General features: G+C 41.3%; 22 protein-coding genes. 5 read left to right on the plus strand and 17 right to left on the minus strand.

Annotated elements, in window-relative coordinates; all coding sequences use genetic code 11:
- Positions 1–224 precede the first annotated feature (224 nt).
- The 3 genes from HWQ37_RS11300 to HWQ37_RS11310 all read right to left on the minus strand — a co-directional run bounded on the left by HWQ37_RS11300 (position 225) and on the right by HWQ37_RS11310 (position 3,596).
- A complete protein-coding gene (locus HWQ37_RS11300; RefSeq protein ID WP_292747039.1) occupies positions 225–1,304 on the minus strand; it encodes a fatty acid desaturase in 1,080 nt (359 codons plus the stop codon).
- A 219-nt stretch (positions 1,305–1,523) separates the two neighbouring features.
- On the minus strand, positions 1,524–2,576 hold the full coding sequence (locus tag HWQ37_RS11305; RefSeq protein ID WP_292747042.1) for a fatty acid desaturase: 1,053 nt from the start codon (positions 2,574–2,576) through the stop codon (positions 1,524–1,526).
- Between the two features lie 198 nt (positions 2,577–2,774).
- The gene (locus tag HWQ37_RS11310; protein WP_292747045.1) at positions 2,775–3,596 is read right to left on the minus strand and encodes an acyl-CoA desaturase; all 822 of its coding nucleotides are present in this window, start codon (positions 3,594–3,596) and stop codon (positions 2,775–2,777) included.
- A gap of 91 nt (positions 3,597–3,687) precedes the next feature.
- On the opposite strand from HWQ37_RS11310, the gene HWQ37_RS11315 reads away from it, so the two are divergent.
- Both HWQ37_RS11315 and HWQ37_RS11320 read left to right on the plus strand, forming a co-directional pair.
- A complete protein-coding gene (locus tag HWQ37_RS11315) occupies positions 3,688–4,938 on the plus strand; it encodes a methionine gamma-lyase family protein (protein WP_292747048.1) in 1,251 nt (416 codons plus the stop codon).
- Entirely contained in the window at positions 4,938–5,795 is an 858-nt protein-coding gene (locus HWQ37_RS11320; protein WP_292747051.1) for an alpha/beta fold hydrolase, read from the plus strand. Before HWQ37_RS11315 ends, HWQ37_RS11320 begins: the two co-directional genes overlap by 1 nt.
- A gap of 69 nt (positions 5,796–5,864) precedes the next feature.
- Here HWQ37_RS11320 and HWQ37_RS11325 read toward each other — a convergent pair whose 3' ends face one another.
- The 5 genes from HWQ37_RS11325 to carA form a co-directional block, all read right to left on the minus strand.
- The gene (locus HWQ37_RS11325; protein ID WP_292747054.1) at positions 5,865–6,167 is read right to left on the minus strand and encodes a DUF1816 domain-containing protein; all 303 of its coding nucleotides are present in this window, start codon (positions 6,165–6,167) and stop codon (positions 5,865–5,867) included.
- Between the two features lie 79 nt (positions 6,168–6,246).
- A complete protein-coding gene (rlmB, locus tag HWQ37_RS11330) occupies positions 6,247–7,449 on the minus strand; it encodes a 23S rRNA (guanosine(2251)-2'-O)-methyltransferase RlmB (RefSeq protein ID WP_292747057.1) in 1,203 nt (400 codons plus the stop codon).
- 92 nt (positions 7,450–7,541) lie between these two features.
- Positions 7,542–8,021, minus strand: a complete 480-nt coding sequence (locus HWQ37_RS11335; RefSeq protein WP_292747060.1) for a Mini-ribonuclease 3 — start codon at positions 8,019–8,021, stop codon at positions 7,542–7,544.
- 669 nt (positions 8,022–8,690) lie between these two features.
- Positions 8,691–9,056 carry an STAS domain-containing protein gene (locus tag HWQ37_RS11340; protein ID WP_292747100.1) on the minus strand — a complete coding sequence of 122 codons (366 nt, stop codon included), beginning with the start codon at positions 9,054–9,056 and terminating at the stop codon, positions 8,691–8,693.
- Positions 9,057–9,288: 232 nt separating this feature from the next.
- On the minus strand, positions 9,289–10,476 hold the full coding sequence (gene carA / locus HWQ37_RS11345) for a glutamine-hydrolyzing carbamoyl-phosphate synthase small subunit (RefSeq protein ID WP_292747062.1): 1,188 nt from the start codon (positions 10,474–10,476) through the stop codon (positions 9,289–9,291).
- A 260-nt stretch (positions 10,477–10,736) separates the two neighbouring features.
- On the opposite strand from carA, the gene HWQ37_RS11350 reads away from it, so the two are divergent.
- A complete protein-coding gene (locus HWQ37_RS11350; RefSeq protein ID WP_292747065.1) occupies positions 10,737–11,777 on the plus strand; it encodes a retropepsin-like aspartic protease family protein in 1,041 nt (346 codons plus the stop codon).
- On the opposite strand, the gene trpD is transcribed toward HWQ37_RS11350, so the two are convergent.
- The 4 genes from trpD to HWQ37_RS11370 all read right to left on the minus strand — a co-directional run bounded on the left by trpD (position 11,707) and on the right by HWQ37_RS11370 (position 15,031).
- Complete coding sequence (gene trpD, locus HWQ37_RS11355) at positions 11,707–12,780, minus strand: anthranilate phosphoribosyltransferase (RefSeq protein WP_292747068.1); 1,074 nt, start codon at positions 12,778–12,780, stop codon at positions 11,707–11,709. The genes HWQ37_RS11350 and trpD overlap by 71 nt on opposite strands.
- An 81-nt stretch (positions 12,781–12,861) precedes the next feature.
- Complete coding sequence (locus HWQ37_RS11360; RefSeq protein WP_292747071.1) at positions 12,862–13,743, minus strand: DNA adenine methylase; 882 nt, start codon at positions 13,741–13,743, stop codon at positions 12,862–12,864.
- Positions 13,744–13,779: 36 nt separating this feature from the next.
- A complete protein-coding gene (locus HWQ37_RS11365) occupies positions 13,780–14,013 on the minus strand; it encodes a hypothetical protein (protein WP_292747074.1) in 234 nt (77 codons plus the stop codon).
- 106 nt (positions 14,014–14,119) lie between these two features.
- Positions 14,120–15,031 (minus strand): restriction endonuclease, encoded by a 912-nt coding sequence (locus tag HWQ37_RS11370; RefSeq protein ID WP_292747077.1) that lies wholly within the window; start codon positions 15,029–15,031, stop codon positions 14,120–14,122.
- Between the two features lie 364 nt (positions 15,032–15,395).
- On the opposite strand from HWQ37_RS11370, the gene HWQ37_RS11375 reads away from it, so the two are divergent.
- Positions 15,396–15,575 carry a high light inducible protein gene (locus HWQ37_RS11375; RefSeq protein WP_069071239.1) on the plus strand — a complete coding sequence of 60 codons (180 nt, stop codon included), beginning with the start codon at positions 15,396–15,398 and terminating at the stop codon, positions 15,573–15,575.
- Positions 15,576–15,677: 102 nt separating this feature from the next.
- On the opposite strand, the gene HWQ37_RS11380 is transcribed toward HWQ37_RS11375, so the two are convergent.
- The 5 genes from HWQ37_RS11380 to HWQ37_RS11400 form a co-directional block, all read right to left on the minus strand.
- Complete coding sequence (locus HWQ37_RS11380; protein WP_292747080.1) at positions 15,678–16,769, minus strand: hypothetical protein; 1,092 nt, start codon at positions 16,767–16,769, stop codon at positions 15,678–15,680.
- Positions 16,770–17,065: 296 nt separating this feature from the next.
- Positions 17,066–20,041: an acetate and sugar kinases/Hsc70/actin family protein gene (locus HWQ37_RS11385; protein WP_292747082.1), complete on the minus strand. Its 2,976-nt coding sequence runs from the start codon at positions 20,039–20,041 to the stop codon at positions 17,066–17,068.
- 105 nt (positions 20,042–20,146) lie between these two features.
- A complete protein-coding gene (locus tag HWQ37_RS11390; protein ID WP_292747085.1) occupies positions 20,147–20,398 on the minus strand; it encodes an RpnC/YadD family protein in 252 nt (83 codons plus the stop codon).
- A gap of 56 nt (positions 20,399–20,454) precedes the next feature.
- The gene (locus HWQ37_RS11395; protein ID WP_292747088.1) at positions 20,455–21,339 is read right to left on the minus strand and encodes an Rpn family recombination-promoting nuclease/putative transposase; all 885 of its coding nucleotides are present in this window, start codon (positions 21,337–21,339) and stop codon (positions 20,455–20,457) included.
- Between the two features lie 53 nt (positions 21,340–21,392).
- Positions 21,393–23,936 carry a P-loop NTPase family protein gene (locus tag HWQ37_RS11400; RefSeq protein ID WP_292747091.1) on the minus strand — a complete coding sequence of 848 codons (2,544 nt, stop codon included), beginning with the start codon at positions 23,934–23,936 and terminating at the stop codon, positions 21,393–21,395.
- A gap of 968 nt (positions 23,937–24,904) precedes the next feature.
- On the opposite strand from HWQ37_RS11400, the gene HWQ37_RS11405 reads away from it, so the two are divergent.
- Positions 24,905–26,210: PAS domain-containing protein (locus HWQ37_RS11405; RefSeq protein ID WP_292747094.1), on the plus strand; the 1,306-nt coding region annotated here is incomplete at its 3' end.

Raw genomic sequence — 26,210 nt, forward strand, 5'->3', positions numbered from 1 at the left:
CTCTCCTTTATAAGGAGAGGGATTGAGGGTGAGGTAAGTCAAGGACATAAATTGTATGTTATTTAATTATTATTCCTAAAGTCCTGACTACAAACTTATTCACACCTCAGGACTGATGAGACAGACCACTAGTGGTCTGTCAAATCCATTTTGACGGTTGGAGAGACGCGATAAATCGCCGTCCCTACAGAAAATTTATTCGTCAATTATTTCTTCACAGACTACTAGTCTTTAGCTGACTTGTTGTTAGAAGTGTAGTAAACCTTAGTACCAGTATCGGGTACAAAATGACAGCTAATACATGAATGCCATAATGACTTCCAAATAGGTTCTTCCGATTTGTGGAAATACTCACCCATTACTGGTTTTATTGCCTCAGTTGCCTTTAGCAAATTGTAGTGAGGGATGTTAAGGAATATATGGTGAGCAACATGAGTACCAATATCGTGATGGATATGATTAACTAAACCATAATCACGGTCAATACTAGAAATTGCGCCTTTTAAGAAAGTCCAATCTTCTCCACGATACCAGGGAAGCTCTGCCTCAGTGTGGTGCAAAAATGTCACCAAATCTAGCCAAACTATGAATACAAGATAGGGTACAGCGTAATATTTTAGCAACCACATCCAACCCCATTGGTAGGTGAGGAAACCGAGCAAACCCACCATGCCAATCAAAAGTACAGTACTAGTGATGACATCCCATTTTTCTGATGGCTTGAAAAGCGAACTGCTGGGCATAAAGTGGGAGCCTTCTTTATTAGGAGAACGCTTGAACAAATACACAGGATAAGCCAAGAGAAAAACATAATATCTGCCGATCTTTTGGGCTAATGGCATCTCCTTATATTGTGATTCTGTCACCGGATACCAGCTTTCATCGTTATCGATATTGCCAGTATTTTTGTGATGGGTTCTATGGCTGATCCGCCAACCATGATAAGGAACAAGTATTGGTGTGTGAGAAAGATGTCCAATCAAATCATTCAGCCATTTATGCTTAGAAAAAGATTGGTGTCCGCAGTCATGTCCAACCACAAACAAAGCCCAAAACATCGTTCCTTGCATTAGCCAGAAAATTGGGAAGAAAAGCCAAGAATCCAGGTAGGAAGCAACTGCATAAAGCAGACTGATAATCAGGATGTCACGAAAGAAGTAAAAAAGTGATTTTGTCACATTGGGCTGAAAACATTCAGCAGGAATGGCAGCTTTTAAATCCTGAAGGGAGAAAGGTAATTTAGTGGAATCCTCAGACGTTTCGCAGCCAGCAGGATTATTGAACGTGACGATATTTGATAGCACTGGATTCTTTTGTTGGATATAAATCGGAACTTTATTTGAGACAAAATCATCTCACCTCTAGGATGCCCACGAAACTAGCGATCGCTAACACCAAAGAAGATAATTTTTGGCAATTTACTTAACAATTTTTAGTTAGTAAAAAGTCGCCAAATTCTATTTAAACACAGCATGATAAACGCTCTCGCTGAGTCAAGAGCGTGAGTGTAGTCACAGCGCTATTTATCGCTCTGTATAATATTCGTCGAAAGTCTTATAGCCAATATCAGTTGTGTATAGCTGACACTGGTCTGTAATCTGCTTCATTAAAGGCCAAGAAAACTGACACTCATCATGTAAATAAGGCTCCCAATTTTCTTTGATGCTGCTGTAAGCTAACCGCAAATTATAAGAAGGAATAGCAGTGGAAATATGATGAGGGACATGAACATTGATATCGTGGCACAATATTTCTACCCAACGCGGATAATCGCAATGAATAGTTCCATATAACTGTGCTAGAGCTTCGTTCCACTTGTGGGCTGTGGTAAAAGGAACATCTGCGGCAGTGTGGTGAACGATTGTAAAAGTACTCATCCAAAAATGGTAAATCATCCAGGGTACTAGCCAAAATTTGACAAATCCCCAGATGCCAGTTGTGGCGACCAGAAGCGGGAAAGCGATCGCAGCAAATACCACTACTACAGCCACAGACAGCTTGATACTCGATTGGTCTTTAGTTTTGAAGTTCCGCCAATCAAAATGCACCACAGCCCAATGGCCAATGGAACCTACCCACCAGAAGCGTTTACGCATGAACAGTTCAAAAGCAGATCGTCGGGTTTTATCCCAATTTTCAAACACTTCTGGTCTGATTGGATGCCAAGCATTATCCTCATCCAGCTTGTTGGTATGAGTATGGTGATAATTATGCTTAATCCGCCAACTATGAAAGGGGTAAATTAACGGCATCATAAAGAAATGGCCTACCAAATCATTTACCCAACGACGTTTGGCAAAAGACCTGTGACCACAATCATGGGCAATTACAAAAAAACCTGTTAAAGCAGTACCCGTAAAAATCCAAGCTAGGGGCAAGAGAAACCAAGGAGTGATGATCAGGCTGTAATAGCCCAAGGCGACTGCCAAGACACTGAGTATTACTTGTGTCCAAGCTTTGCGACGGTTCTGTTGAAAACATTCCCGTGGCAGGGTTTTGACAATATCTTTGAGCCGGAAGTCGGAATTACTAGGCTCGTCACTTAGTTTCTGGCTATTAATTATTGATGTAGTCATGGACACCTAAAAAACAACAAACTCCTCCACCAAGTCACCAAAAAGTAACTTGCCGTAAAAATTCTTCACATTAGCGCTTCGGATTATAGCAACCTAACCGACACAAGCGCACCCGTAAGTAAATAGCTTTTTGAAAAGTTAGGAGTTAGAAGTGTTCGATTACAAACCTTACACATCCTAACTCTTAACTCCTAACCCCTAACTAACTTTTGTTGGGGCCAACTTCACATTAGTAGCCAGACCAACTGCTTGCAGCAATTGAACTGTCATCCAGGTTAAATCGATTTCCCACCATTCCAGCCCATGACGAGCTGAGTATTGAAAAGCATGATGGTTATTATGCCAGCCTTCACCGAAAACTAGTACGGCTACCCACCAGCAATTAGTCGAGCGATCGCCAGAATCATAGCTCCGATAGCCAAATTTATGAGTGGCGCTGTTCACCAACCAAGTGCAGTGGTAAACCCAGACAATGCGAACAAAAATGCCCCAAATCACAAACGGCCAGCCACCCAGAAGCAAAAGCAATACACCCAGAGCAACCTGGATTAAAATGAAATATTTTTCTAAAAACTGATAAACTGGGTCTTCGGCAATGTCTTTGGTGAAACGAGGAACATCAGCGTGAGCGGGACAGTAGTGAATCAGCCAATCCATGTGGCTCCACCAGAAGCCTTTATTAGAATCATGGGGATCGGCATCAGTATCAGAGTTTAAATGATGGATACGATGTGTCCCAATCCACTCAATCGGGCCTCCTTGACACGAGAGTGTGCCAAAGAACACCAGGAGATACTCTAGCCACTTGGGAGTTTGAAAACTGCGATGAGTAACAAGGCGGTGAAATCCGAGAGTAACTCCTAAGCCACCAGTTACCCAGTACAGCAAGAAACCTACACCAACTGCCGTCCAGCTAAAGTTACCAGGAACAAAGGCAAATAAAGCGCCGATGTGCAGTCCAATGAAAAACAGGGTATTGACCCAGTTAATTTGAGGTTTGGTTGAAGTAGCAATTGTCATGCAGTAACCTGAATTTGAATTTTCCAGCCTAGTCTGCGCGATCTAAAAATCCGCATATCTATAATTTAATTTTTTTTTGAACGAGGAACTGATGAACAGCTTAGAACAGCTGCGGCAAGCAGAACAGGCACTATTAGAAATTTTTTCTGGAATTGACACTCAGGTTAAGCATAATCTAAAACGAGTGCTGAATGCTTTTCGTAATCACCGTGTAGGCGCACACCACTTTGCTGGTGTAAGTGGCTATGGTCATGATGATTTAGGACGAGAAACTTTAGATAAAGTTTTTGCCGAAGTTATGGGTGCCGAAGCTGCGGCGGTGCGAGTGCAGTTTGTTTCGGGAACTCATGCGATCGCTTGTGCTTTGTTTGGTGTCCTCCGTCCTGGCGATGAAATGTTAGCAGTGGTCGGTTCTCCCTACGATACCCTTGAAGAAGTCATTGGTTTACGAGGTCAAGGTCAAGGCTCCCTGATTGAGTTTGGCATAAATTACCGCCAATTGGAGCTAACCCCACAAGGAACTATAGATTGGCAAGCTTTAAGTACGAGCGTGGCCCAAAACACTCGTTTAGTCTTAATTCAGCGCTCTTGTGGCTATTCTTGGCGACCTAGTTTATCAATTACTGATATTGAAAAAATCGTCCACTTAGTCAAACAGCAAAATCCGAACACTGTTTGCTTTGTAGATAACTGCTACGGCGAATTCATTGAAACAAAGGAACCCACAGCCGTAGGTGCTGATTTAATGGCGGGATCATTAATTAAAAATCCTGGTGGTACTATTGTCAGCGCTGGCGGTTATGTCGCTGGTCGCGCCGACTTAGTAGAAGCATCCGCCTGTCGCCTCACTGCTCCCGGTATCGGGAGTTATGGCGGTGCTACTTTTGACCAAAATCGCTTGCTGTTCCAAGGCTTATTTCTAGCGCCGCAAATGGTGGGAGAGGCGATGAAAGGGACTTATCTGACTGGTTATGTATTTGATCAACTCGGTTATCCAGTAAATCCGGCTCCCCTAGCTCCCCGTGGAGATGTAATTCAGGCGATTAAACTCGGTTCAGCCGAAAAGCTAATTGCTTTCTGTAAAGCCATCCAACAGCATTCTCCGATCGGTTCCTACTTAGACCCTGTTCCAGATGATATGCCGGGGTATGAGAGCCAAGTGGTGATGGCTGGGGGGACATTTATTGAAGGGAGTACTTTGGAATTATCAGCAGATGGGCCTTTGCGATCGCCTTATGTAGTTTATTGTCAGGGGGGAACTCATTGGACTCACGTGGCGATCGCTCTGGAAGCTGCGATCAATGCAGTTGGCAGTAATGGCAGACAGGAGAATGGTGAGTAATGAGCGATCGCCACAGCACAACTGCTACACGCCTCAATGTCTACATCCAAGGTCAAGGATTCCCAATTTTGGGCTTACATGGTCATCCTGGTACTGGTCGTAGTCTTTCTGTTTTTACCAATCATTTATCAAAACGCTACAAAACTTTTGCTCCAGATTTACGTGGATATGGCAAAAGTCGCTACAAGGGCAATTTTGACATGAATGACCATCTCACTGATTTAGAAGCGCTGCTAGACCGCTTAGAGATTGAAAAGTGCCTAGTATTGGGATGGTCACTTGGGGGCATTCTCGCAATGGAGTTGGCATTACGTTTACCAAAGCGCATTACTGGGCTGATTTTGGTGGCGACAGCCGCGAAACCCCGTGGTAGTCATCCGAGCATTACTTGGCAAGATAATTTATATACTGGCGTTGCTGGGCTATTGAACTATATAAAACCGAGTTGGCAATGGAATATTGAAACTTTTGGTAAGCGATCGCTTTTCCGCTACCTAATCCAACAACATACGTCTATCACTTACAATTACATCGCCAAGGAAGCAGTACCAGCCTATTTGCAAACCTCTCCTGCTGCGACTCGCGCCCTCTATAGCGCAATTCAATCAGGATACAATCGGCTTCTAGATTTGCCACAAATACAATGTCCTAGTTTAGTACTGGCTGGCGAACAAGACCGCCACATTACATCTGATTCCAGCTTAGAAACTGCTCGAAACCTCAATAATTCTCAGTGGCAATGCTATCCCAACACTGCCCATCTTTTCCCGTGGGAAGTTCCCCAGCAGGTGCTGAATGATATTGACCGTTGGCTCGAAGTTCATCCAGAGGTAATTAGTAGTGAATTGAGCAAATAATTCGTAATTAGAACTCGAAATTACGAATTACGAATTACGAATTACGAATTATGTTGACTCTGGCCTAAATTAAATCTGACCGCCAAAGGCAGGCTGTACTTTGCGGTCAAATCTTTCCCCCAAGTCTTCAGCAATTGTTAAGGTATTAGGTTTGCAGCGCTTGACATTCACAATGATTCCCGTAGCTCCTTCAAGCTCCAAATCTTCTATGTATCCAATGCTAGAGAATCTTGCATCAGAAGAACTTAGAAATGGCCCGAAGTAGTACGTGCAACGGGGATTTTGAGTTACAATCTCTACCCACCAAGCCAAGCCGATATAGTCGAATGTGTTAATTAACACTTCCTTGAGGTTATGCCAAATGGTTTTCATGGTTTTCGCCAATTTATAAACGTCTACAGGCTGTTAAACGATATGGTGCTTTATTATCTTTTACATTTCTTTATATTCTTTATACTCTGTTACTGTTATTTTTCAAAGAGAATTTTTGCAATTTATCTAAGTGGAGCGTATTTAGCGATCGCTGGCGATAAATTTCATAAAGCGCCATACCCGCCGCTACGGAAGCATTGAGGCTGGGAGTCTTACCCTGGAGAGGAATCGATACTAAAAAATCACAAGAGCGTTGAGTTAACATACTTAGACCTTCACCTTCTGAGCCGATTACCAAAACGATTGGGCCAGTGAAATTGACTGTATGCACAGGTTCGCTGCCACTTGCAGCAGTACCGTAAATCCAAAAGCCAGCTTCTTTTAATTCTTCTAAGGAGCGGCTGAGGTTGACAACTCTAGCTACAGCAAAATTTTCTAAAGCGCCTGCTGCCACTTTCATGACAGTGGAAGTGATTCCAGATGCCCTTCTTTGGGGAATCACCAATCCTTGAGCGCCTATTGCTTCGGCAGTGCGAATAATTGCTCCCAAGTTGTGGGGATCAGTAATTCCGTCAGCCACGACAATTACGGCATCGGTTACAGATTTGCACTGCTCAATTAGATCGGGCAATTCGGTGTAAGCGTAGGGAGCAATTTGTGCTGCCACACCTTGGTGATTAGCGCCGTTGGTGAGATAGTCTAAACGCTTGGGTTCAACTTCATCAATAACTGTGCCATTTTCCTTTGCTTGCAAGAGAAAATGGTGAAAGCTGGGATCGTACCGCAGACGGGTAGTAATCCATAGACGGTTGAGATTGCGCTGATTTTGCAATGCACTCAATACTGGATGACGACCGTAGATGAGATCGTTATCTTCTTCTGTAGATTGTGTAGATGTAGATACAGATGGCTGGGAGAAGTTATTATTTCTTTGCCGGGAGTTGCCATAACTGGCGTTGCTATCTATTTTCCTGGGATTGCGATTCGGATTAACAACAGAGATGGTGTTGCCATCTACTTTTCTGGGATTGCGAGTCGGATTCTCAACAGAGATGGGGTTGCTATCTACTTTCCTGGGGTTGCGAGTTGGATTAGCAACAGATATGGGGTTGCTATCTATTTTCCTGGGATTGCGAGTCGGATTGGCAACAGAGATGGGGTTGCTATCTACTTTCCTGGGATTGCGAGCCGGATTAGTAACAACACGTTTACCTTTAATTTTTACGGGTTGTCCACGATTTGGTTCGCTAGAAGTCTTGACTTTTCTGGGTTTATCCTGCATTGGAGTTATGAATATAGCGTATGGTTGATCGTTCCGATTACCTCAATTTTTTGAACCTAATCTAGTGTTGTGGCTACTGCGAAATTGAGTTTTCACTCTTTTTCTAGATGAAGTATTTGCAACAGTTCGGTTAGACGTTGGTAATCGGTGATATATAAGTAGCCTATTAAAGTTTCTAGACTAGTTGCCTGTTGATAAATTTCGGGATTAAGTCGCTTAGGGCGTCCTGTTGCGGCGTTTCTACCCCGTCGGACAATTTCTAATTCGTTATCCCTGAGATGAGGAATTAGCGATCGCAAATGTAGCGCTTGTGTTTCTGCTCTTACCTGCTCCACTACCAGACGATGGTAAATTCCTGACCGCTGCAATGGCAGCAGATAGAACATTCTAACATACAACTCATAAATTGCATCCCCCAAATATGCTAAAGCACTAGGAGAAATTTGTTGCACTTGTGAGAGGGAAATCTGTTGGAATAGCCCTGTGGTTGCCAAGAGTGCTTGAGTCCAAGACAAACTCTGTTTAGAAGTTTCATCTTGTCCATCTAATAGCTCTTCCTCCTGTGACTTCACAAATAAATCATTCCTTTACTGGCTCTATTTGGCGGGCATTGTTCCCAAAGACTGAATTTTTCGGAAGTATGCCATGATAGTATACTTAGCATAATCAATACTATCAAAATTACTTCCTAATTTCATCTTTTTGATTGAGAGTTGGCATTTTAAATCACCCTGATGTCAACATCTATAAACCAAATTTCGCCTACTTCTTGTGGTCTGTGTCTAAGATAGGGTAAAATTTGAACATCAAATTCACCCTTTCTTTTGGTAAGCTAATCGGCATTTAAGTTGCATAAAAGCAGGGCTGAAGCCCTTACTACAAGCGAATCATTCTGGAAAAATGAATGACGATTAGCTTAGCATTGCCATACTTACTTAGTAAGCGACAACTTTTAACTATACAGTATCGAGTCAAGTCTATCTATAAACAAATCTGCTGGCTTTGTATTTCTTACAAATATTTCAGACTTGATTATTTATCCAATATTCTAGCCGACAATTACATACCCAAGAGTTGGGTGTTTATATCTTTAGTTATTACTCAACTTTAAACATAATAGCTCAACTGGCTTGATGCCTCTCTCACAAGGAGAGAGGTTTTTTGCCAGAAGTTTTAAAAATTAAGCTATCCAATATTGAATCTGGATAGCTAAATTTAACTCTCAGGTCTAGCAATCAAGACTACTTGACGTTTTCTAGAGCCTCTTCGACTGATTTTTGCAGGGAGAGAAACTTCTCTAGGCGAACAAGCTTGACCGTTTGAGTTACGCGGGCATTCGTGACGATTTGCAACGTGCCATCAGCAGTTTGAGCTTGCTTGGCTAGCTGCACCAAAGCACCCAAGCCAGAACTATCAACAAAGTCAATTTGTGAGAGATCCAAGATAATGTGCTTAGGGCCTTCGTCTATCTTGCTGCCAAGTGTCTTGCGAAATGTCGGCTCAGAAAAAGCATCTAACAAACCTGTGAGGCGGAATAGCTGACAGTTATCCCGGACTTCGCGAGTACCCCTCAGGCTAACGGTTAGATTCAGTGGCTCAGCAATAATTCCCTCCTCATGAGTTAAAGTGAACGCTCAAGTATAGATGGTTTTTGAGCAAATTGTCTACAATCTGTTGGAATAGGGCATTGGGCATTGGGTATTGTCCCTAGTCACCCATTTGCATTTTGCTATTTTTATTTAATCCCAGATCCGACAACTTGACTCTTGCTTTTTGCGCCAATTCCAAATTAAAAATGCATAGTTCAAAAAGAAATCTTTCATTTTGAATTTTGAATTTTTAATTTTGAATTCCCCGTTCGCGTAGCGTCCCGTAGGGAAGGGGTTGACGTGCTGTTCGCATGGATTGAACGAATTGCTCAAACAAGTAATCAGCATCGTGGGGGCCAGGACTGGCTTCTGGGTGATACTGTACGGAGAACACAGGTAGAGATTTGTGCCGTACTCCGGCAATGGTGCGATCGTTTAAGTTTAGGTGGCTAATTTCCACAACTGCCGTAGGTAAAGAATCTGGGTCAATAGCAAAACTATGGTTTTGGCTAGTAATTTCTACCCGTTGTTGTAAACCGGCGGGCTGATTCAAACCACGATGACCAAATTTGAGTTTATAGGTTTCTGCCCCTAGTGCATGACCTAAAATTTGGTGTCCCATACAAATACCAAAAATCGGTTTTTGACTTAACAGGAGTGCTTTGGCAGTTGCAATCCCTTCGGTGACGGCAGCAGGGTCGCCAGGCCCGTTAGAAAGAAACACACCATCTGGATTGTAGTTGAGGATTTCCTCTGGTGGTGTATCAGCAGGTACAACAATTACCCGACAACCATAACTTACTAAGCGACGCAAAATATTACGTTTTACGCCAAAGTCAAGGGCAACAACGGTGAAGGCTTCCCCAAGATTTTCCGCAGTTTCAGCGTTGAATTCCCAAGCTGGAATTGTGGGATCAGACCATTCATAAGCTGTTGAGGTGGTGACTTCACGAGCCAGATTCAACCCTGCCATGTTGGGGGCTGCTAGTACCTGCTCTAGCAATTCCCCTTCATCGAGAATGGTTGTAGAAATGCCACCGTTCATTGCTCCGAACATCCGAATTTTGCGGGTGAGGGCGCGGGTATCGATGCCGTAGATCCCCGGTACTTGGTTTTGTTTGAGGTAATCTGGTAAAGATTGTGTCGATCGCCAGTTACTCGGACGCTGACAAATATTTCGGGCGATCGCACCCCGCACTTTGGGACCATCTGATTCTTCATCTTCAGGATTAACGCCAGTATTCCCCAATTCAGGATAGGTAAAAATGACAATCTGACCGAGGTAACTAGGGTCAGTCAAGACTTCTTGATAGCCTGTCATGCCAGTGTTAAACACCACTTCTCCGATCGCGGTTCCCGTCGCACCGAAAGACCAACCGCGATAAGTGGTTCCATCTGCTAGGACAAGTAAAGCTGGTATTGAGTCAGTCAGGGGCATAGTAGATTGGGGATTGGGGATTGGGCATTAGGAGTGCTGAGTTAGGAGAGACGCGATTAATCGCGTCTGTACAAGAGTTAGGAGTTTTGTTTATCTCCTTGTCCCCTTGTCTCCCTCATCTTTCCCAATGCCCCATACTGCGATTGTTAATTATCCCATGAGTTGAGCAATTGGGATTTTTTCGGATAGTTAATTAAAATTAAAAGGGAATTAAAGTAGCGGGAGTAGATTTGCCAAAGCTTAGGCAGTTAAAATTAATTATGCTTGAGTCTTTTTTATCCCGTACAACCCTAATTTTTGTATCAAGCGCTCTAGCGGTTTTGTGTGTTGCCTGTAGTGAAGACAAACTAAATATTGCTGCTGGTGGAAATGAGCAACCCACGCCAATTGGGGATCTAGTACCAGTACAGCCTACCGTTAAACCAGTAAGACCAGCACCTACCCCAGAAACGCAGCCGCTAGATCCGTTTGAAAGTGAACCAAGTCTTTTTGAGATTGGACGAGACAAAGCTGTTGGCGCTTGGAGTATTAGCCAATCGGCTCAATCTCCAGATGATTGGAAATTGGTGGCGAGTCAGTATCAGGAGGCGATCGCGCTGATGCAAAAAATACGGCGACAAAGCCCAGAATTTGCGATCGCTCAAACCAAAATCACGGAATATCGCCGCCAAGTTAAATATGCCCAAAGACAAGCTAATCCTCGTCCTATTGGAGTTAGAGAACCTCATAAAATAGTAGTAGTTGTTCCCCAGAGAGAAACCACACCAAAGTTCACTTTACCTCCACGAGAAACAAAACCGTTATCACCAGAGCCAGGTTTGCCGTCATCAGCAGTGGTGATTCCCGATGAAGCAGTATTTACAGCGCCGATTAAAAGGCGAATTGGTGGTACGCCAATTGTGGAAGTCACCTTCAACGATCAGCAACAATTTGAGATGATTCTGGATACGGGAGCAAGTGGTACTGTCATTACCCAACAGATGGCTGATGCTTTGGGAATCATCACAGTGGGAAAAGCTAAGGCAAACACCGCGAGTTCCAGAGCGGTAGAATTTCCTGTGGGCTATGTTAATTCGATGGCAGTTGGCGGGGTAATAGTGAATAAAATACCAGTAGCGATCGCTGGGGCGGAACTAGAAACTGGACTTTTAGGACATGACTTTTTTGGTAACTACGATGTCACCATCAAACGTGATGTGGTAGAATTCCGCCCGCAATTGCGATCGCAAATCAATTCCCCAGAAACTTCACTAACTCCTCCAATTTCGTCCAAGCAGCCCCACTTTGTAGGATATCCTTAGCGATTTTAATACCCTGTGCGTGATCGAGAAATGCGATCGCCCCTGCTACTTGCAGCGCCAGCGAAGCATTTAAGGCAACTGCGTCCTGTTGCGCCTGAGTCCCCTTACCTTGGAGTACCGCCTTGAGAATCAGTGCATTTTCTTGGACATCTCCACCCCGAAGCATACCTATAGAAGCAGGTGTTAAATCCAAATCTAGGGGATTAATAGTCGTTAACTGTACTTCTCCGTTTGATAACACCGCTAAGTCAGTTAAATCTCCTAACCCAGCCTCATCAAGTTTTTCTCGCCCATGCAGCACAATCGCCTTTTCCTTGCCCAAATTTTGTAAAGCTTCGGCAACAGTTGCCAAAAGTTTGGGAGTAAATAAGCCCACAACTTGCCCAGTTGGACGCAAGGGATTTACTAAGGGCCCAAGCAAATTAAAAATTGTTCGCACTTTCAAAGTCCGCCGTAATGATGCAACCGCCTTAAGTGCTGGATGCCAACCAGGGGCAAACAAGAAAGTGATCCCCACTTCTGGTAGTGCTGCTTGCACTTTTTCACTAGAGGCACTCAAGTTTACACCCAAAGTTTCCAATACATCTGCACTTCCTGTAAGACTTGACGCTGAACGATTGCCGTGTTTAGCCACAGGTACGCCATAAGCTGCGGCAACAAATGCAACTGCTGTAGAGATATTAAAGGTTGATGAACCATCTCCACCAGTGCCACAGGTGTCAATTAGGGGGATTGGGGATAGGGTGGATTCTTGCCCATTCCCCAGTTTTGATTGAGATTGTAATACTTCAGCCATGCCGGTTAACTCGTCGGCAGAAATGCCTCTAAAGTTCAGCGCTGTTAATATAGCCCCTGATAACTCTGGGGGAACCGCTTCACTGAGCCAACCTTGCATCAATTCAGCAGATTGAGTACGAGATAAGGATTGGCCATCGATTAATTGTTGCAGCAGGAGATACCAGCTACCAGAGGATTCTTGAACAGGGATTGGGAAAGTTGTCATAGCTAAGGTTTGTATGTTGTAGCTATATCGAGAGCTATGGGAGTTATCCTACCGGAAAATTGGAAGCTATCAAAGTTATGTTTAAATATCAAGGCTTAATTGCAAAGCCGGATTAGCAAGGTTATGATTTTGTGCTTTATTTTCCAAATAAAGTTTAACTTCGTAATTAGTAATGAATAGCTCTTTTCCCTTAGCAGCACCACTCTGCTTGTAGTTATTCATCCCATATTGTAATTCCCACTCTGAAATATTAGCCCATTGAAAATTTTCTAGAATTTCTGTTGAGTTGTCGTAGGTAATTAGCCAGCGATGATGACATTGTTGCAAAAGTTCAGCAAATCTCTGATGTTCAAATGAGGTGTGCAAGTCACCCCTTTTACCATATAGCTTTGATTTTGTAGCACTAAAATATGGTGGATCTAAAAATAAAAATACATCTTTTCCTTCTGATTCTAATAAGTGGCTGTAATCCAAATTAGTAATCTGGACATTTTCTGATAGAATGTTTTCTAATTTTTCTAATCGTTCTATTGAAGAATCAGTAAATCTTTTATGAAAAGCTTCTGGGGAAAAGCCACCTGATTCTACGGTTCCAGAAAAAGTAATTCTATTCAGGACGAAAAAGCGGACTGCTCTATCTAAATCAGATAAATTATTGACATCTACACTAGTCAATTCTGTAAAAAGTAATTTACCATCTGTATATTTGACTTTAATATGTCGAATTTCTTTAACTAACTGAGCTAGCTCGGATTGAGCAACTTTCCAGAATAAGAAGAGTTCGCGGTTTAAATCGTTAATCCAAACTTTGATATCAGGAAATTTTTGTCTTAAATAAATGAATACTGAACCACCACCTACAAAAGGTTCTCGAAATTCCGAAAAGCTTTCTGGTAAATATCCAATTATTTGATTTATTGCTTTCGACTTACCACCAGGATATCGGAGAGGGCTTTTGAACATAAATGTAAATCGTCACACTTGGGGTAATAACAAACGTCAAATACCTTCCGTAGCATAACCGAGGTTAATGCTTCCAGCATGACTTCGGAAACGTTGGCGAGCGGCTTCTTTTTCTGTTTCAGTTTGCGAGTTTTCACCTCTTAGAGAACCATATTTCTGTTCTATGGAAGTAGCTACCAATTCTGCAAGAGATACACCTGCAACCTCGGCTTGCTGCTGCAATGCCGCGTAAACTTCATCACTTAATTCCAAGCTTAAAACTTGACTCACTGCACTACACCTCAGCTACTATATGTAATTATGAATCTCATATTAGCTTAGTTTCTTGACGATATATAACCTTTTAATTATTTCAATAATTACACAAAAATACTATTTAACTATCTGTAAAATAGTCTGAATCTATCTTTTTGATTTCATAAACCGATACTGTTGATACACCTACATTATTATCAATCATCAATTGTGCTAATTCTTGTCCATCTATTAATACAACTTTTATATCTATGTCAGCGACATAATTCTTTGCATCTTGAGTAAAGTTAGAAGTGGTAATAAACACTCCTTTTTTTGCTCTTTGACCATATAATGCACCAACAAACTTCTGTATTTCTGGTCTGCCTATAACATTAGCGTCCCATCTTTTAGCTTGGATATAAACAACATCTAATCCTAATTTATCTTCTTTAATTATACCATCAATTCCACCATCACGACTTTTACCAATTGCTTTACCTGCATCACGCCTTGAACCTCCATAACCCATTTTAATAAGTAAATCAATCACGAGTATTTCAAAAAAATCTGACGAGATAGTTTTAATCCGATTAATTAAATCTATTTCCAATTCCTTGCGGATTTTTTGATATCCTAATTCTATAGATTCTTGAGGAGTTTTTTCTGATATTTCATCAAACTCTAAACTAGGCTTATCAGCTTGTTTTTTGGAACTCTTGAAGTTAATAAATTCAGAAAACTGACCAAGAAATTGAACATCTATCTCTTCTAGAGATTGTCTAGCTACGTTTATACCTTGTTCTGTAATTTCAAAATAACCTCTTTTTGGGGTTGCTAATAACCCTGCTTTTTTTAAGTATGTTCTTGCCCATCCTACCCGATTATCAAATAATGGTTGTTGACCACTAGGTAATAATTCTTTTCGTTCGTCTTCACTTAAATTAAACTGGTCGGCTAAAGTTCCAATGGCTTCTCTCATGGAGTGTTCTTGACCATCAAGTGCATATTTAAGCAACGGAAGCATTATCTTTTGATAATCAGGTATTGCCATTTTTATCTATCTAAAAGTTTACAGACATGAGACTATAGGCATTTTTAACATCCTTCTCAGAAAATTGGTGAAAAATAAGTTAAGCGATCGCAAACCTGCTAAGGGACTTCCAACAAATAAATTATCCAATCTTGTGGGGTGGGCAACATGAGCGCCCACCCCACAAGGCGGGCAAGATGCCCACCCCACAAAGAATAGTTGAGTATTTTTTGATTTGGAAGTCCCTAAAATAAAAGTACGTACTCGTAATATATAATCGCTAACTAAATTCTGTCTTGAGTTATGTTGCAATTTCGTAAAAGTCTGTTACATTACTTTACAGGCAGTTATAACTGTTACAACATAAAAGCTCGGAGTATTATTTATGGCAGACGTTAAGAAGACTACGCCTTCAGTTTCAGAAGATCCTAATGCTTTGCGCTGGGGTTTCACTCCTCAGAGCGAAAACTGGAACGGTCGTTTTGCAATGATTGGTTTTTTATCTGCTGTTGCACTTGAAGTATTTTCCGGTCAAGGAATTTTACACTTCTGGGGCATTCTCTAAATTTAAACGTTTTTACCTTCATTAGATTATGAGGCAAGGCGGGGATTGGCAAAATTGTCTGCCTTGCCTCGTAATCTCAAGAATTAGAAAACTTGCCAGCACTTACCGTGATGACCGAAATATCACACGCCCTGGAGATTCTTCTTGGTTAATTCGCGCATACACTCGAAGACAAGTTAAGACTTCGCCAGGAATACCACCACAGTCTAGTTGTAAGTCATCTTTAGATAAAGCACAGATATCTGCATAAAGTCCCGATAATTGGCGAATTCTCACTTCATTACCTGCATTAATCGCTTCATCAGCGACTTTCTTCAGGATACGCCGTGATTCATGTTGTAGCTTTCCCCACCAAGAATAGCGTTCAGCTGGTGGTACGAATACCAGGGAATGTATCGCCTCGTCCATGTCAATCCAGGTACGGAGAATTGACAGGGGATCAGTGTTTTTCTCTGCTTTTTGGGTGCGTTGGAAGCGATCGCTTAAAGCATCAATATACTGATCGCGCTGTTCTGGTTTTGAGTGTAAGGAAATGACATCGAAGCTAAAAACGCTCTTTAAAGCATGATGTAAATCTGGGTCTATTTCAATAAAATTCATATATAAAAATAGAAATGCTGCTGGTAAATCAGATGCATTTCCTTGAGTAACTAGTGGATTTGAAAGTGCTTGTTGATATAAGGTCAATCCCTGAGTTTGAACAGTACCACTAAGACCGGGATAGATAATTTCATCACGAATAAAAGGAAGCTGAAAGAGATTAGAATTATCTGCGATCGCACCAACTTCTTGAGCTAAATCTAAGGTGCGCTGTTGCCAAGATGCAGCCAAATCTTCTGGAACTCGCAGCAGTTTACGTTGAATCTCGTTCCATAAATCTGAGTCTGTTTGGCTTTGCAGTTGGGAATTACCCAGATAATAACTAAGTTCTGAGTCAGAATTAAAAGCTTCTCGGAGGTGATTTAGTTTTAACTCATCTGGTGGATTTTCATAACCAATATTTTGCTGTGGGGGTTCAGGTTGTAAGAGGTTATGAAGTTCTTGCAGCACCTCATCACATATTTTAGATCCTGGATCTAATGGTAATTCTGTGCGAGCCTGATTTAAACTAGCCTCTAGTCCATACAAACTAAATCGCAGTAACCGGGCTAATTCAGAGTTTTCTATCTCTAATAATTGACGCAAGTGCTGCATGAATCTCACCTCTAAATATTACCTGTATGCGACTCATAACGAATAAAACTTAGCAAATCTCTGTGTACCTTTGCGTTTACTTTGCGCCCCTTTACGTTGAAAAAATTAAGATTTTAAACGCATAGGTACGCAAAGGTTAGTGCAGAGGAACGCAGAGTTTAAGGGACTTCCAAGAAATAAATTATCCAATCTTGTGGGGTGGGCATCTTGCCCGCCTTGGGCTGTGGGCGGGCAAGATGCCCACCCCACAAAGAATAGTTGAGTATTTTTTTATTTGGAAGTCCCTAATGCGAGAGTTAATGTATGCCGCAAAAGGGATCGCGTTCTTTATCAACTTCATTAGGTTGTAACTCTAATTCAGCACGGTAAACACATCCTTCTTGTTTGAGGCATTCTTGATTTTGTGATGTCCAGTAAGGGACTTCACCAGCATGCATCCTTAGAATACCTTGATCGTCAAGAGTTACACGATATTGGCAAGGGTAATCTGTGGTTACATCTGGTTTGCTGAGTGCGCCAATTCTGATCCATTTTTTGCTGTTGGTTTCAGCATCTGTTTGATAAACATAGAAGGTGTGCTGTCCAGTTTGCGGGAAGGGAGGTAAGGGATTACTAATTAACCCGATTCCTGGTTGCGTCACTCCATCGCGCAAATAGTGAAATTTGTGAAAGGTTTTACTACCATCATTTCCTACTTCAAATACAAGATGATAGGCATCTGGTTGATCGACGGTTGCTGACTCAATCACATTGACGGCAATATCACCATCATTCAAGTCTTTATTTAAGCCTTCTACAGCAATATTCCAGTTCAATTTACCATCTGTAAATAACTCTGAAGCTTCTGAAACTACCGATTCTAAATCAATGCCAGAAATGTCTATTAAATAGTGGGGGCTTCCCTGACAAAGTAATACGTTAAATTCGAGGGTTTGGTCAATTTCAAACTGGACTTTTATTTTTTTCAGAAACTCTGATTCTTGGATATCCAGTTGATTCATCAGGTTTTTGCCGTCAAAGCTTCCCCAAAGTCGTAAATCTCCTTCTTCGTAATCTTGACGGTAGATAATGTTAGTTAATTGTATGCCTTGCCAATGAGTCCGAACTTTGGCGACAGTTTCCCAAGGTGCGAGTTGATAGAGTTCTTGTCCAGCTTTGAATATAGTTAGTAAATCGTTACTTTGGGTTTTGCGTTTGAAGTTGCAGGGCAAATAATAAAACAGATTTTTAACATCAATTTCTAGCTGGTTAGCTCCCTTACGCAGCAAGCTTTTAGACTCTTCTGGATCGAATCTTAATCTTCGCAGCTTTTCCGCATAGCAAGCACCGGCTGAGGTGGCTAATTTAGTAAATTCCAACACAAAGGTAATCCGTTCTGGATTCCAGACAAAATAGGGAGACTTACTAAATTCTTGGTAAATCTGGCGCTGTACTATGTCTAAATTACAAGTTTTACCAGACAAAATTAACCAATCAACTTTTTGGGAATTCCAAGAATCTTTGGTGATATCATCGGGACGCAAACGACTTTCCATTAATCCTTTAGCAATGCCGATCGCTTCTTTAATTCCCGAAGCGGCGGCTCGTTCAAATTGCTGGTTATCTAGGGTGATGCAGATGTTATCTGGATCTTTAACTTGCATTTTAACGGCGCTTTGGGTAAGCAATTCCGAAATTTGCTGCTCAGAAAGTGTGAAGGTTAACAGAGAATTCTCTGCTGGTGGCTTTTGCCCAAGTTTAAGTTTAGCTGCTTCGGCATGATCCCAGAGAATATAAAAAGATTGCAAGCGTTGGGGTGCTTGTTGCCAACGGGTAGGTAATACTTTCTCGGCAGTATCTAGGGCATCTTTGTAAGCGATATCACCTTCAGGATTCTCCCTATCTAAACATTTTAAAAGACTACCAGTTTTGAATTTACCTTGTTCTAAAAAGCGCTCGTTTAATTCAGAGTTAATTAAATCTTCTAGCTTTTCGTTTTCAATACCACCTGTTGTTACTGCTGTCAATAAAAAGTCTGCGATCGCAACTTTTAATAATCTAAAAATTCGCAGTGTAATTAACTCACCGCCAAGCTGTAAATGACCAGATGAACCTAATAGTTTGGGGGTTAGTTTATAGTAACGTCCACCTAAACCTCGGTCTTCATAATCAGCAAAGGCTGGGGTTTTATCTTCTAAAGTCAGTTCAATTAAAGCTAAGTCTGTGGTTCCCCCACCGATATCCAAGACGAGAACATTTTGTGACCATTTGTTTCCGGCTTGGCGACAACGAGTTTTGAATGACTCAATACCAATGTTGAGATTACCGCCAAATTCTCGCCATAAAAAGAATATCGCCACGGAAACGGCTTCATCATAAGCAGTTTGTACATCGTCGATCCCCAATTGCTCAACTAATTCCCTAACTTCCTTACGAACAACTGGTGGAGCGACTGTAGGGTAGGTGACAACTGCTGTTAAAAAATCTCCTTCCGAAAATCTGCGTCGTGCGTGTTGGCGGTAGTCTTCAGTTAACTCGATTAAATGCGCCCAAGCAGATTGAATCAGTTGATTTGCGGTGATTGTTTCTTCTTCACCATCCAAAATAACTGAAAACGATCGCTCCTGGCCAAAATAGCGTTTTGGTGAATGGTGAAACCTGCTGATAATTTCCTTTAAAGAACCGCTTGTACCTTGAGCGATCGCTTTTTTTCGGTTATCTCTAGCTTCCCTACCCATCCGCAATTTTAAGTTTCCTAAGTACGAGATTTCCGACTCGCTGGGAATTTCCGTATCGCGGCGATCGATATCCAGCACAACTGGGATCAGATTTTGCGACTCTAGGGTAGGAACGCGGAAAACCTCATGATAAATTTGGTAAAGTTTTTTGCTGACAGCACGGCGGAATCTCTCGCTGTTTCCTAAAGAAAGTTCAATTTGGCGAATTGCTTCCAAAAATCGCTCTTTATTGTCACTTTCAAAGACTTCACTCAATCGGCTGGGTTCTATCTCCAGATTTTTGCTAATTTCTGCGATAAACTTTTCCCAATCATCAGCGCTGACATCTGGTAAAGCTACAGAAGCGGGAGAACTTAGCCATTGTGATAAGCGATCGCGCAACCGCATTTCTTGTTCTTTGGGTAAAATTTCTGCGATCGGTACTTCAATTGGATCGAAAAGTGTGACTGTCGAATTCGACGTACCAAAATCTAAAGCAAACCATCCTGGAAATCTTTTTTGTTGTTTCTCGCTTGGTTCGCGATCGGTATAGTTGTTCAATTTAAAAGGGTTCATTATAGTATCAAATGATTCTGTTGAGCGATCGCTTTTTTATCTAGGGCGATGCCTACGCTTTTATATGAAAAAGCGTAGGCATCGCTATGAAAATTGCAGCAGTTACTAAGTTGATATTGAAGATTCTTGCTCACTTGCAAGTCTTATTTGTTCGACTTGTTCGATAGTTAAATTAAGTATCCTCGCAACCTCTTCTATCGGAATACCATAAGCTAAACACCGAGGTATAAGTTCACGTTTTGCTAGTTCTTGCCCTTCTTGTAGTCCTTGTTGTATTCCTTCTTGTAGTCCTTGTTTTAGTCCTTCTTCTTTAGCTTCTCGATAAACCCTAGTTTCTTGTAACTTAATTTCAAACATTGCCTCTACCTCTTCACGGCTTAAGTTTACAAATTTATAACCAGTAATTGTTGTGATTACTCAGCTGCGAGTCTTACTTGTTCGATGGTTAAATTAAGTGATTGGGCAACCTCTTGCATCGACATACCAAGAGCTAAGAATTGAGGGACAACTTCAAGTTTTGCTTGTTCTCGCCCTTGTTGTAATCCTTGCTGTAATCCCTGTTCTCGTCCTAGTTGTATTCCTTGTTCTAATCCTTGTTCTAATCCTTGTTCTCGCCCTATTTCTACTCCTTGTTCTAGTCCCTCTTGTTTAGCTTCTTGATAAACCCTAGTTTCTTCTAACTTAACTCCTAACATTGCCTCTACCTCTTCACGACTTAAGTTTGCGAATTTATAAACTGCAATTGTTGTGATTACATCTATTATCTCCTTCTTAGCCAAGACAGTTATCTGTTCTTGTTGCACCCGCTCAATTAAACGTTTCGCTTCTTGCACCATTTGAGTCTCTGAGGCAATAGTCAACTGCATCAAACTGATACCTAGTCTTTGCTCATCAGGACTACCTAACTCATCTAAATAAATCCGTTGTACTTGGGAACTGTTCAGTAGCGATCTGTGAATAGTGGTTTTTTCCGGTTCCAAGCTGCGAGACTGTAAAATAATTACTCCGTACCAGTCATCGTAAAGCGACGGGTTACGATACATATACAGCATGGATTCTGAGAAAAATCGATGGTACAGTAACTCATCCTTTTGGAATTGTACCTCAGCAAAAAAGATTGTTTGAGATGTTGCATCCGGTGGAGGTAAAAATACCCCATCAATCCGAAATGTTGGCTCTTTAACTTCAACTGATTCAAAGCGATAGCTACTAGCTTCAGGTGGTGGCTGTTCTACTAACTCGAAAAATAATCCGGGAACACGTTTAAAAATTGCATAAAAAATCGCATCACGTCTCACAAATATATCCTCATAACCGTAGCCGATCGCAATAAATTATTTTCTGAGTTAGCTTATCTCAAATCATCTAAATAAGAAACTGCGGCGATTTCGGAAATAATTTGCAACCAGGCAGGAATCTCGATCTCAGATGGCAATTCCCCAGCCGCTAAATATCTCAGCAAAGTTTCTTTTTTTGAAAGGTTTTGCAAACTAGGAATAATTTGATCCAAAATACCTTCTAGTTCGGAATTAATTTGCTGATTAACTTCGCTGACATACTGCACAAGATGGAGGCTGGCGCTAGCAGTAATTTCATCTCGCAGCCGCAGTACTAAAAGTTGGTGATTGCTCGATCTGGGTAATCCTTGGCTTTTCTCTGGTGCCCAATCAAATATTTGACCAACGTTGTGTTTATCGTCTTGACGTGCTAAAGGGAAAATAATTTCAGGTGCAACAGTTTTGTCTTTACTAGTAATTTCCGAGATAATTGCTTCTTTCCATTCGTTAGGATCGCATCCTAGTAATAATTTGTAAAATAGATCGGCATCTTCAAAACCAAATTTTTCTTCAATTTCTCGCTCCATTTCTGGATGGAAAAACACCTGCAATTGTTCGCGTTCTGGGGCGATATGATTTGACAATTGGTTTAACAAATCTACCACTGCTTGCTGGATGCGATCGCGGGCAAAATCTTCTACTTCTTTAACGGTTTTCTCAAATACTGGATAAAAATCATCGCTTTTAGTGGGAAGGGAAGTATTTACACGGTTTCCCCGGTCGAATAATTTACCGGCTGCACCCTTAGATTCTGCCAGAGCGATCGCGCCATTATTGGCTTTGTTAAAAAGTAAAGTCCACTGGTTCCAATTAAGGATTCTAAAGGTGAGTTCGTCTTTCACTACATCACTGACAACAACACCGCGCCGATCTTTGAGTGGTTCTTTCCCGATATCTTTTTGGAAATTTCTATAGATTTTATCTAAGCTTTCGACCACAAAACGCAATTCGATAAAAGCGGGACTATCGCCTGTGGGGATACCTTGCTCGTGAATTTCATCTATGATGTCTTTCAAGTGATCTTGTTGCTGATTAACCACGTCAGCCGCTCTTTTAGTATCTTCATGTAGTTGCTTCAAACCATGAGTAGCTACATGAGTTTGAATCAATTCCCGCAGCTTACTAAGTCCTCCATCTTGACTAAAGTAACCTAGCTGTCTGCCCAAATAGCTACGGGTATCAGATTCTATCAGCTTTTCACTTAATAGCTCCCATTTCTCTTGTAGCCGTTTAGACCGATCTAAATAATCAGGATAGTCTAAGTTAGCCAAAAACTCTGGTGAACCAGCTTTGACTTTACTAGAACGTTTTGCCAATTCAGCCAATCCCAACAGTGGCGATAGTAAAACGATACGGTCTTTTTGGGTTGTAAATGCTTCTGCACCGTCAATAGTAGTTTGCAGAACTTTGAGTTTTTGGAGAACCGTTTTTTCCTGTAAATGTTGACTATCTTCAATTAATTGGTCAAGTTCTCTTTCGCCACCCTCGCTATCTAAAGGTAGTTGATCGAAGCGACCCACACCAACGAGAATTAAATCTTTCAGGTCTTGTCCCGGTCGCTGCTGCTGCATCATGGTGAAAATTTTATTGGCGCGATCGCTCCCCGGAGATTTACCATTTAGCAATACCAAAATTGTCTGTACTTCTGCCAATTCCCGCAATGACAAAAAGGTATCCCTAGCACCCGAATTCGCAGCCCCCAATCCCGGAAAGTCAATGAGAATAAATTTCGCTGCGTCTGCAAAATCCCAAATTTCCCGTGAGATTTTCACATCAATATCGACGCGACGGATCAATGGGAAGCTATTTTGTAATAACTTTGTTGGTAGCCTCTGGGGTGGACTTGGTAATCGGATATGCGCCGGGGGTAAATCCTCAAATTTCAGAGTTTGGATTGCCATTGGCTGCTCGACTAGCTGTAGCCCCTCACGGGCGGTGGTAGCATCAATTTGGTAGTGTCCACCACACATAACTTCCCCATAAGCTTGATAAGCCCGCAGGAATAGTACCAACTCTCGAAGTAAATAACGTAGCTCTAAATTGTTACTACTATTCCATGCTTCTTCACACCAGCTAATAATATCTTTGCCAGAGTTGAGTTTCGATACTGGTATAGGAGGAAGCCCTGCTGCTGTGGTTCGTTTATTAGCTTCTCCTAGCATGAATCGCAGACACTCATGTACTCCCTCATGAGAAAGATACTCTACCGTAAAGTTACTTAATTGCGTCGTTGCAAAATCGTCTTGCGGGATAATATGTATGGCGGTAACATTACCTGTAGTGGGGTTTTCACTGACTGGCAAACCATCTGCATATCCAATTAGACTGCCTAAAAGTAAAGTTTTCCCACTACTAAATTCCCCCATCACCCCAATTTTCACGGGCGAAGTTGCCAGGTCTACAGTTTTCTGGGCAGCCGATCGCAAACGAAGCAGACAGTCATCAAGACTAGCTGGAACCCAATCTTCTTGTTTAGAAGGATACTGGGGCACAGAATCTATCTTTCGGAGGATGAATTCGCCGTACTCCTTAAAACGGCCTAGTTTATCTGGTTCCATAAAGTAGTTTCCGCCTAACATTAATTTCTGTGAGCTTTATAACATATAAAATGCGATTACCAGCCATTGTTGCAATGTGTTGATATCACATTTAGCATTTCTCTGATTTAATTTGCGATTTTGCTATAGCAATCCTAAATCATTCGTGAGATTTGTAAATTCTATTTTTGTTCTCTTTTCCTTACTGGTTCAGCATCACCGAGATTTTTACTAACTCAGATAGGATTGCTATATCAGGCGTTTTGAATGGTCAGGACAATTTTGAAAAATTGGGTTTTGTTGACAACAATAAAAAAGAATACATTCGTCATCATCCAGCATTACAAATAAATAAAGTTGGGTTTTATACCACTAATTGACTGAGGATTGCTTAGTATAGATGTGGTTATCAAACTCTTTTATACCCGTGATTTTAATCAAGCTATAGCAGTCCGTAAAAATAAATTAACCGCAGGGTGGCGCAGAGAACGCAGAGAGAGGAATCAGAGATTTTCACGACTCATTTAGGATTGCTATAGATCCATCAGCCAGATTCTAATTCATGCTGAATTTTTCTTGATGAAAAATCAATATTTATTTGGGGTGAAATTCTTGATTATTGTAAATTTCTTATAAAGACGTAAACGCTTCACAGAAAATCATATAGCTTCTGTGAAGCTAAATCAGGTTTTTCAGCAATGCAATTGCATAGTTAAGATGAATTTCTCAGTAATTTAAAGAAGAAACAAAGTCAAGCAAGTTCTCTGATATATAAATAGCTTAAATTTGCCAAAAAATGCTGAAGTTAATCTTAATGATAACTTCAGCATTTTTTCAATTTATTTACAGTAAAAGAGGAATTACCGCATATATAAAAATAAATAAAGTATTAAGATCGTAGCAGGTTGGCATAAACAAGATTATATCCATGTATTAACCATATTTTCAGCATATTACTTTAATAATTTAGGCAGAGCAGGTAGGTAAAAGTGTTTTCTAAAAAGGTGCAGAGCTACGTTAAACAAATCATCGTTGAAGAGGAAGAAAGACAACAGGATGAAAAGGTATTTTGTCAGCAAGCGGATACTGCTCCTCTGATGATTTGGATGTCTCGATGCAATGCACTTTACTGTTACTTCAATTCCAATTGGCTGGAATTTACTGGAACACATCTAACAACAGCCGTGTCTACATCTGCTCAAGAAGCGGAAATAGACAATATTTGGACTTGCAGCGTCCATCCAGAAGATAGACAGCGATGCGAAGATATCTATCTGAGTGCATTTGCGAGGCATGATTCCTTTCAGAGGCAATATCGTCTGCGTGGGGCTGATGGTGAATATTGCTGGATTTTAGATACAGCCGCGCCACGATTTGCACCAGATGGTAGCTTTGTTGGTTACATCGGTTATTGTATCGATTTAACAGAAGTACCGATAGGGATCGGCCAACCTTCCCTCACAGAAAGCTACTCGCCATCTAAAAATTCTTCTCGCCGCCTACGTAAAATTACAGATAGAGAACGGGCGACAGAGTTAGCAACAGCATTAGAACAACTGCAAGCTGAAATTAGCAAACGCCAAGCAGTTGAAGCACAGTTACGCCAAAAAACATCAGAATTTGCAGCGATTTTGCAAGTACTTCCTGATTTGTACTTTCGTCTTGATGCTGATGGAAGTATTCTGGATTACAAGCCAGGATTGATGCAGAATCTGCACATTCCACTAGGAGATTGTCAGGGCAAGAGTTTGCGAGAATGCTTACCGACTGCTGTAGGCGATCGCTTCCAGCAAGCAATAACTCAAGTAGTTGAAACTCAATATGAAGTCAGTTTTGAATATACTTTACCTTTACTAGAAGAAAATAATAATTTTGTAGTTAGGTTATTACCACTACCAGAGCAGCAAATCATAGTTCTGATCCGCGACACCAGCGACAACATCCAAGCAGCTTTAATAGAAAGTGATGCCAAGTTCCGCAGCATTGTAGAAAACGCCAATAACGTTATTTTTGCGTTGACACTTACAGGAATATTTTCTTACGTTTCTCCCAACTGGACTGAGATTTTTGGGCATGACCTTGCAGAGGTTGAAGGCAAATCTTTTATTCCCTTTATACATCCTGACGATGTGCATATTTGTACCGATTATTTCCAAAGAATTTTGACAACGAGTAAAAAACAAGACGCAATTGAATATCGAGTCAAACACAAAAATGGTACTTGGCGATGGCATACAAGTAACTCATCTGTGATCAGAGATGCCAATGGTAATGTTTTAAACTTCATTGGTATTT

Source organism: Nostoc sp. NMS4, assembly GCF_017115095.1.
Classification (GTDB): Bacteria; Cyanobacteriota; Cyanobacteriia; order Cyanobacteriales; family Nostocaceae; genus Nostoc.

What these genes read in the sequence shown, in the direction of transcription:
- trpD (WP_292747068.1), bottom strand. Translation starts at nt 12,780, where the DNA reads ATGACAACTTTCCCAATCCCTGTTCAAGAATCCTCTGGTAGCTGGTAT.
- HWQ37_RS11350 (WP_292747065.1), top strand. Translation starts at nt 10,737, where the DNA reads ATGCTTGAGTCTTTTTTATCCCGTACAACCCTAATTTTTGTATCAAGC.
- carA (WP_292747062.1), bottom strand. Translation starts at nt 10,476, where the DNA reads ATGCCCCTGACTGACTCAATACCAGCTTTACTTGTCCTAGCAGATGGA.
- HWQ37_RS11360 (WP_292747071.1), bottom strand. Translation starts at nt 13,743, where the DNA reads ATGTTCAAAAGCCCTCTCCGATATCCTGGTGGTAAGTCGAAAGCAATA.
- HWQ37_RS11385 (WP_292747082.1), bottom strand. Translation starts at nt 20,041, where the DNA reads ATGAACCCTTTTAAATTGAACAACTATACCGATCGCGAACCAAGCGAG.
- HWQ37_RS11370 (WP_292747077.1), bottom strand. Translation starts at nt 15,031, where the DNA reads ATGGCAATACCTGATTATCAAAAGATAATGCTTCCGTTGCTTAAATAT.
- HWQ37_RS11325 (WP_292747054.1), bottom strand. Translation starts at nt 6,167, where the DNA reads ATGAAAACCATTTGGCATAACCTCAAGGAAGTGTTAATTAACACATTC.
- rlmB (WP_292747057.1), bottom strand. Translation starts at nt 7,449, where the DNA reads ATGCAGGATAAACCCAGAAAAGTCAAGACTTCTAGCGAACCAAATCGT.
- HWQ37_RS11375 (WP_069071239.1), top strand. Translation starts at nt 15,396, where the DNA reads ATGGCAGACGTTAAGAAGACTACGCCTTCAGTTTCAGAAGATCCTAAT.
- HWQ37_RS11320 (WP_292747051.1), top strand. Translation starts at nt 4,938, where the DNA reads ATGAGCGATCGCCACAGCACAACTGCTACACGCCTCAATGTCTACATC.
- HWQ37_RS11310 (WP_292747045.1), bottom strand. Translation starts at nt 3,596, where the DNA reads ATGACAATTGCTACTTCAACCAAACCTCAAATTAACTGGGTCAATACC.
- HWQ37_RS11390 (WP_292747085.1), bottom strand. Translation starts at nt 20,398, where the DNA reads ATGTTTGAAATTAAGTTACAAGAAACTAGGGTTTATCGAGAAGCTAAA.
- HWQ37_RS11305 (WP_292747042.1), bottom strand. Translation starts at nt 2,576, where the DNA reads ATGACTACATCAATAATTAATAGCCAGAAACTAAGTGACGAGCCTAGT.
- HWQ37_RS11315 (WP_292747048.1), top strand. Translation starts at nt 3,688, where the DNA reads ATGAACAGCTTAGAACAGCTGCGGCAAGCAGAACAGGCACTATTAGAA.
- HWQ37_RS11380 (WP_292747080.1), bottom strand. Translation starts at nt 16,769, where the DNA reads ATGCAGCACTTGCGTCAATTATTAGAGATAGAAAACTCTGAATTAGCC.
- HWQ37_RS11400 (WP_292747091.1), bottom strand. Translation starts at nt 23,936, where the DNA reads ATGGAACCAGATAAACTAGGCCGTTTTAAGGAGTACGGCGAATTCATC.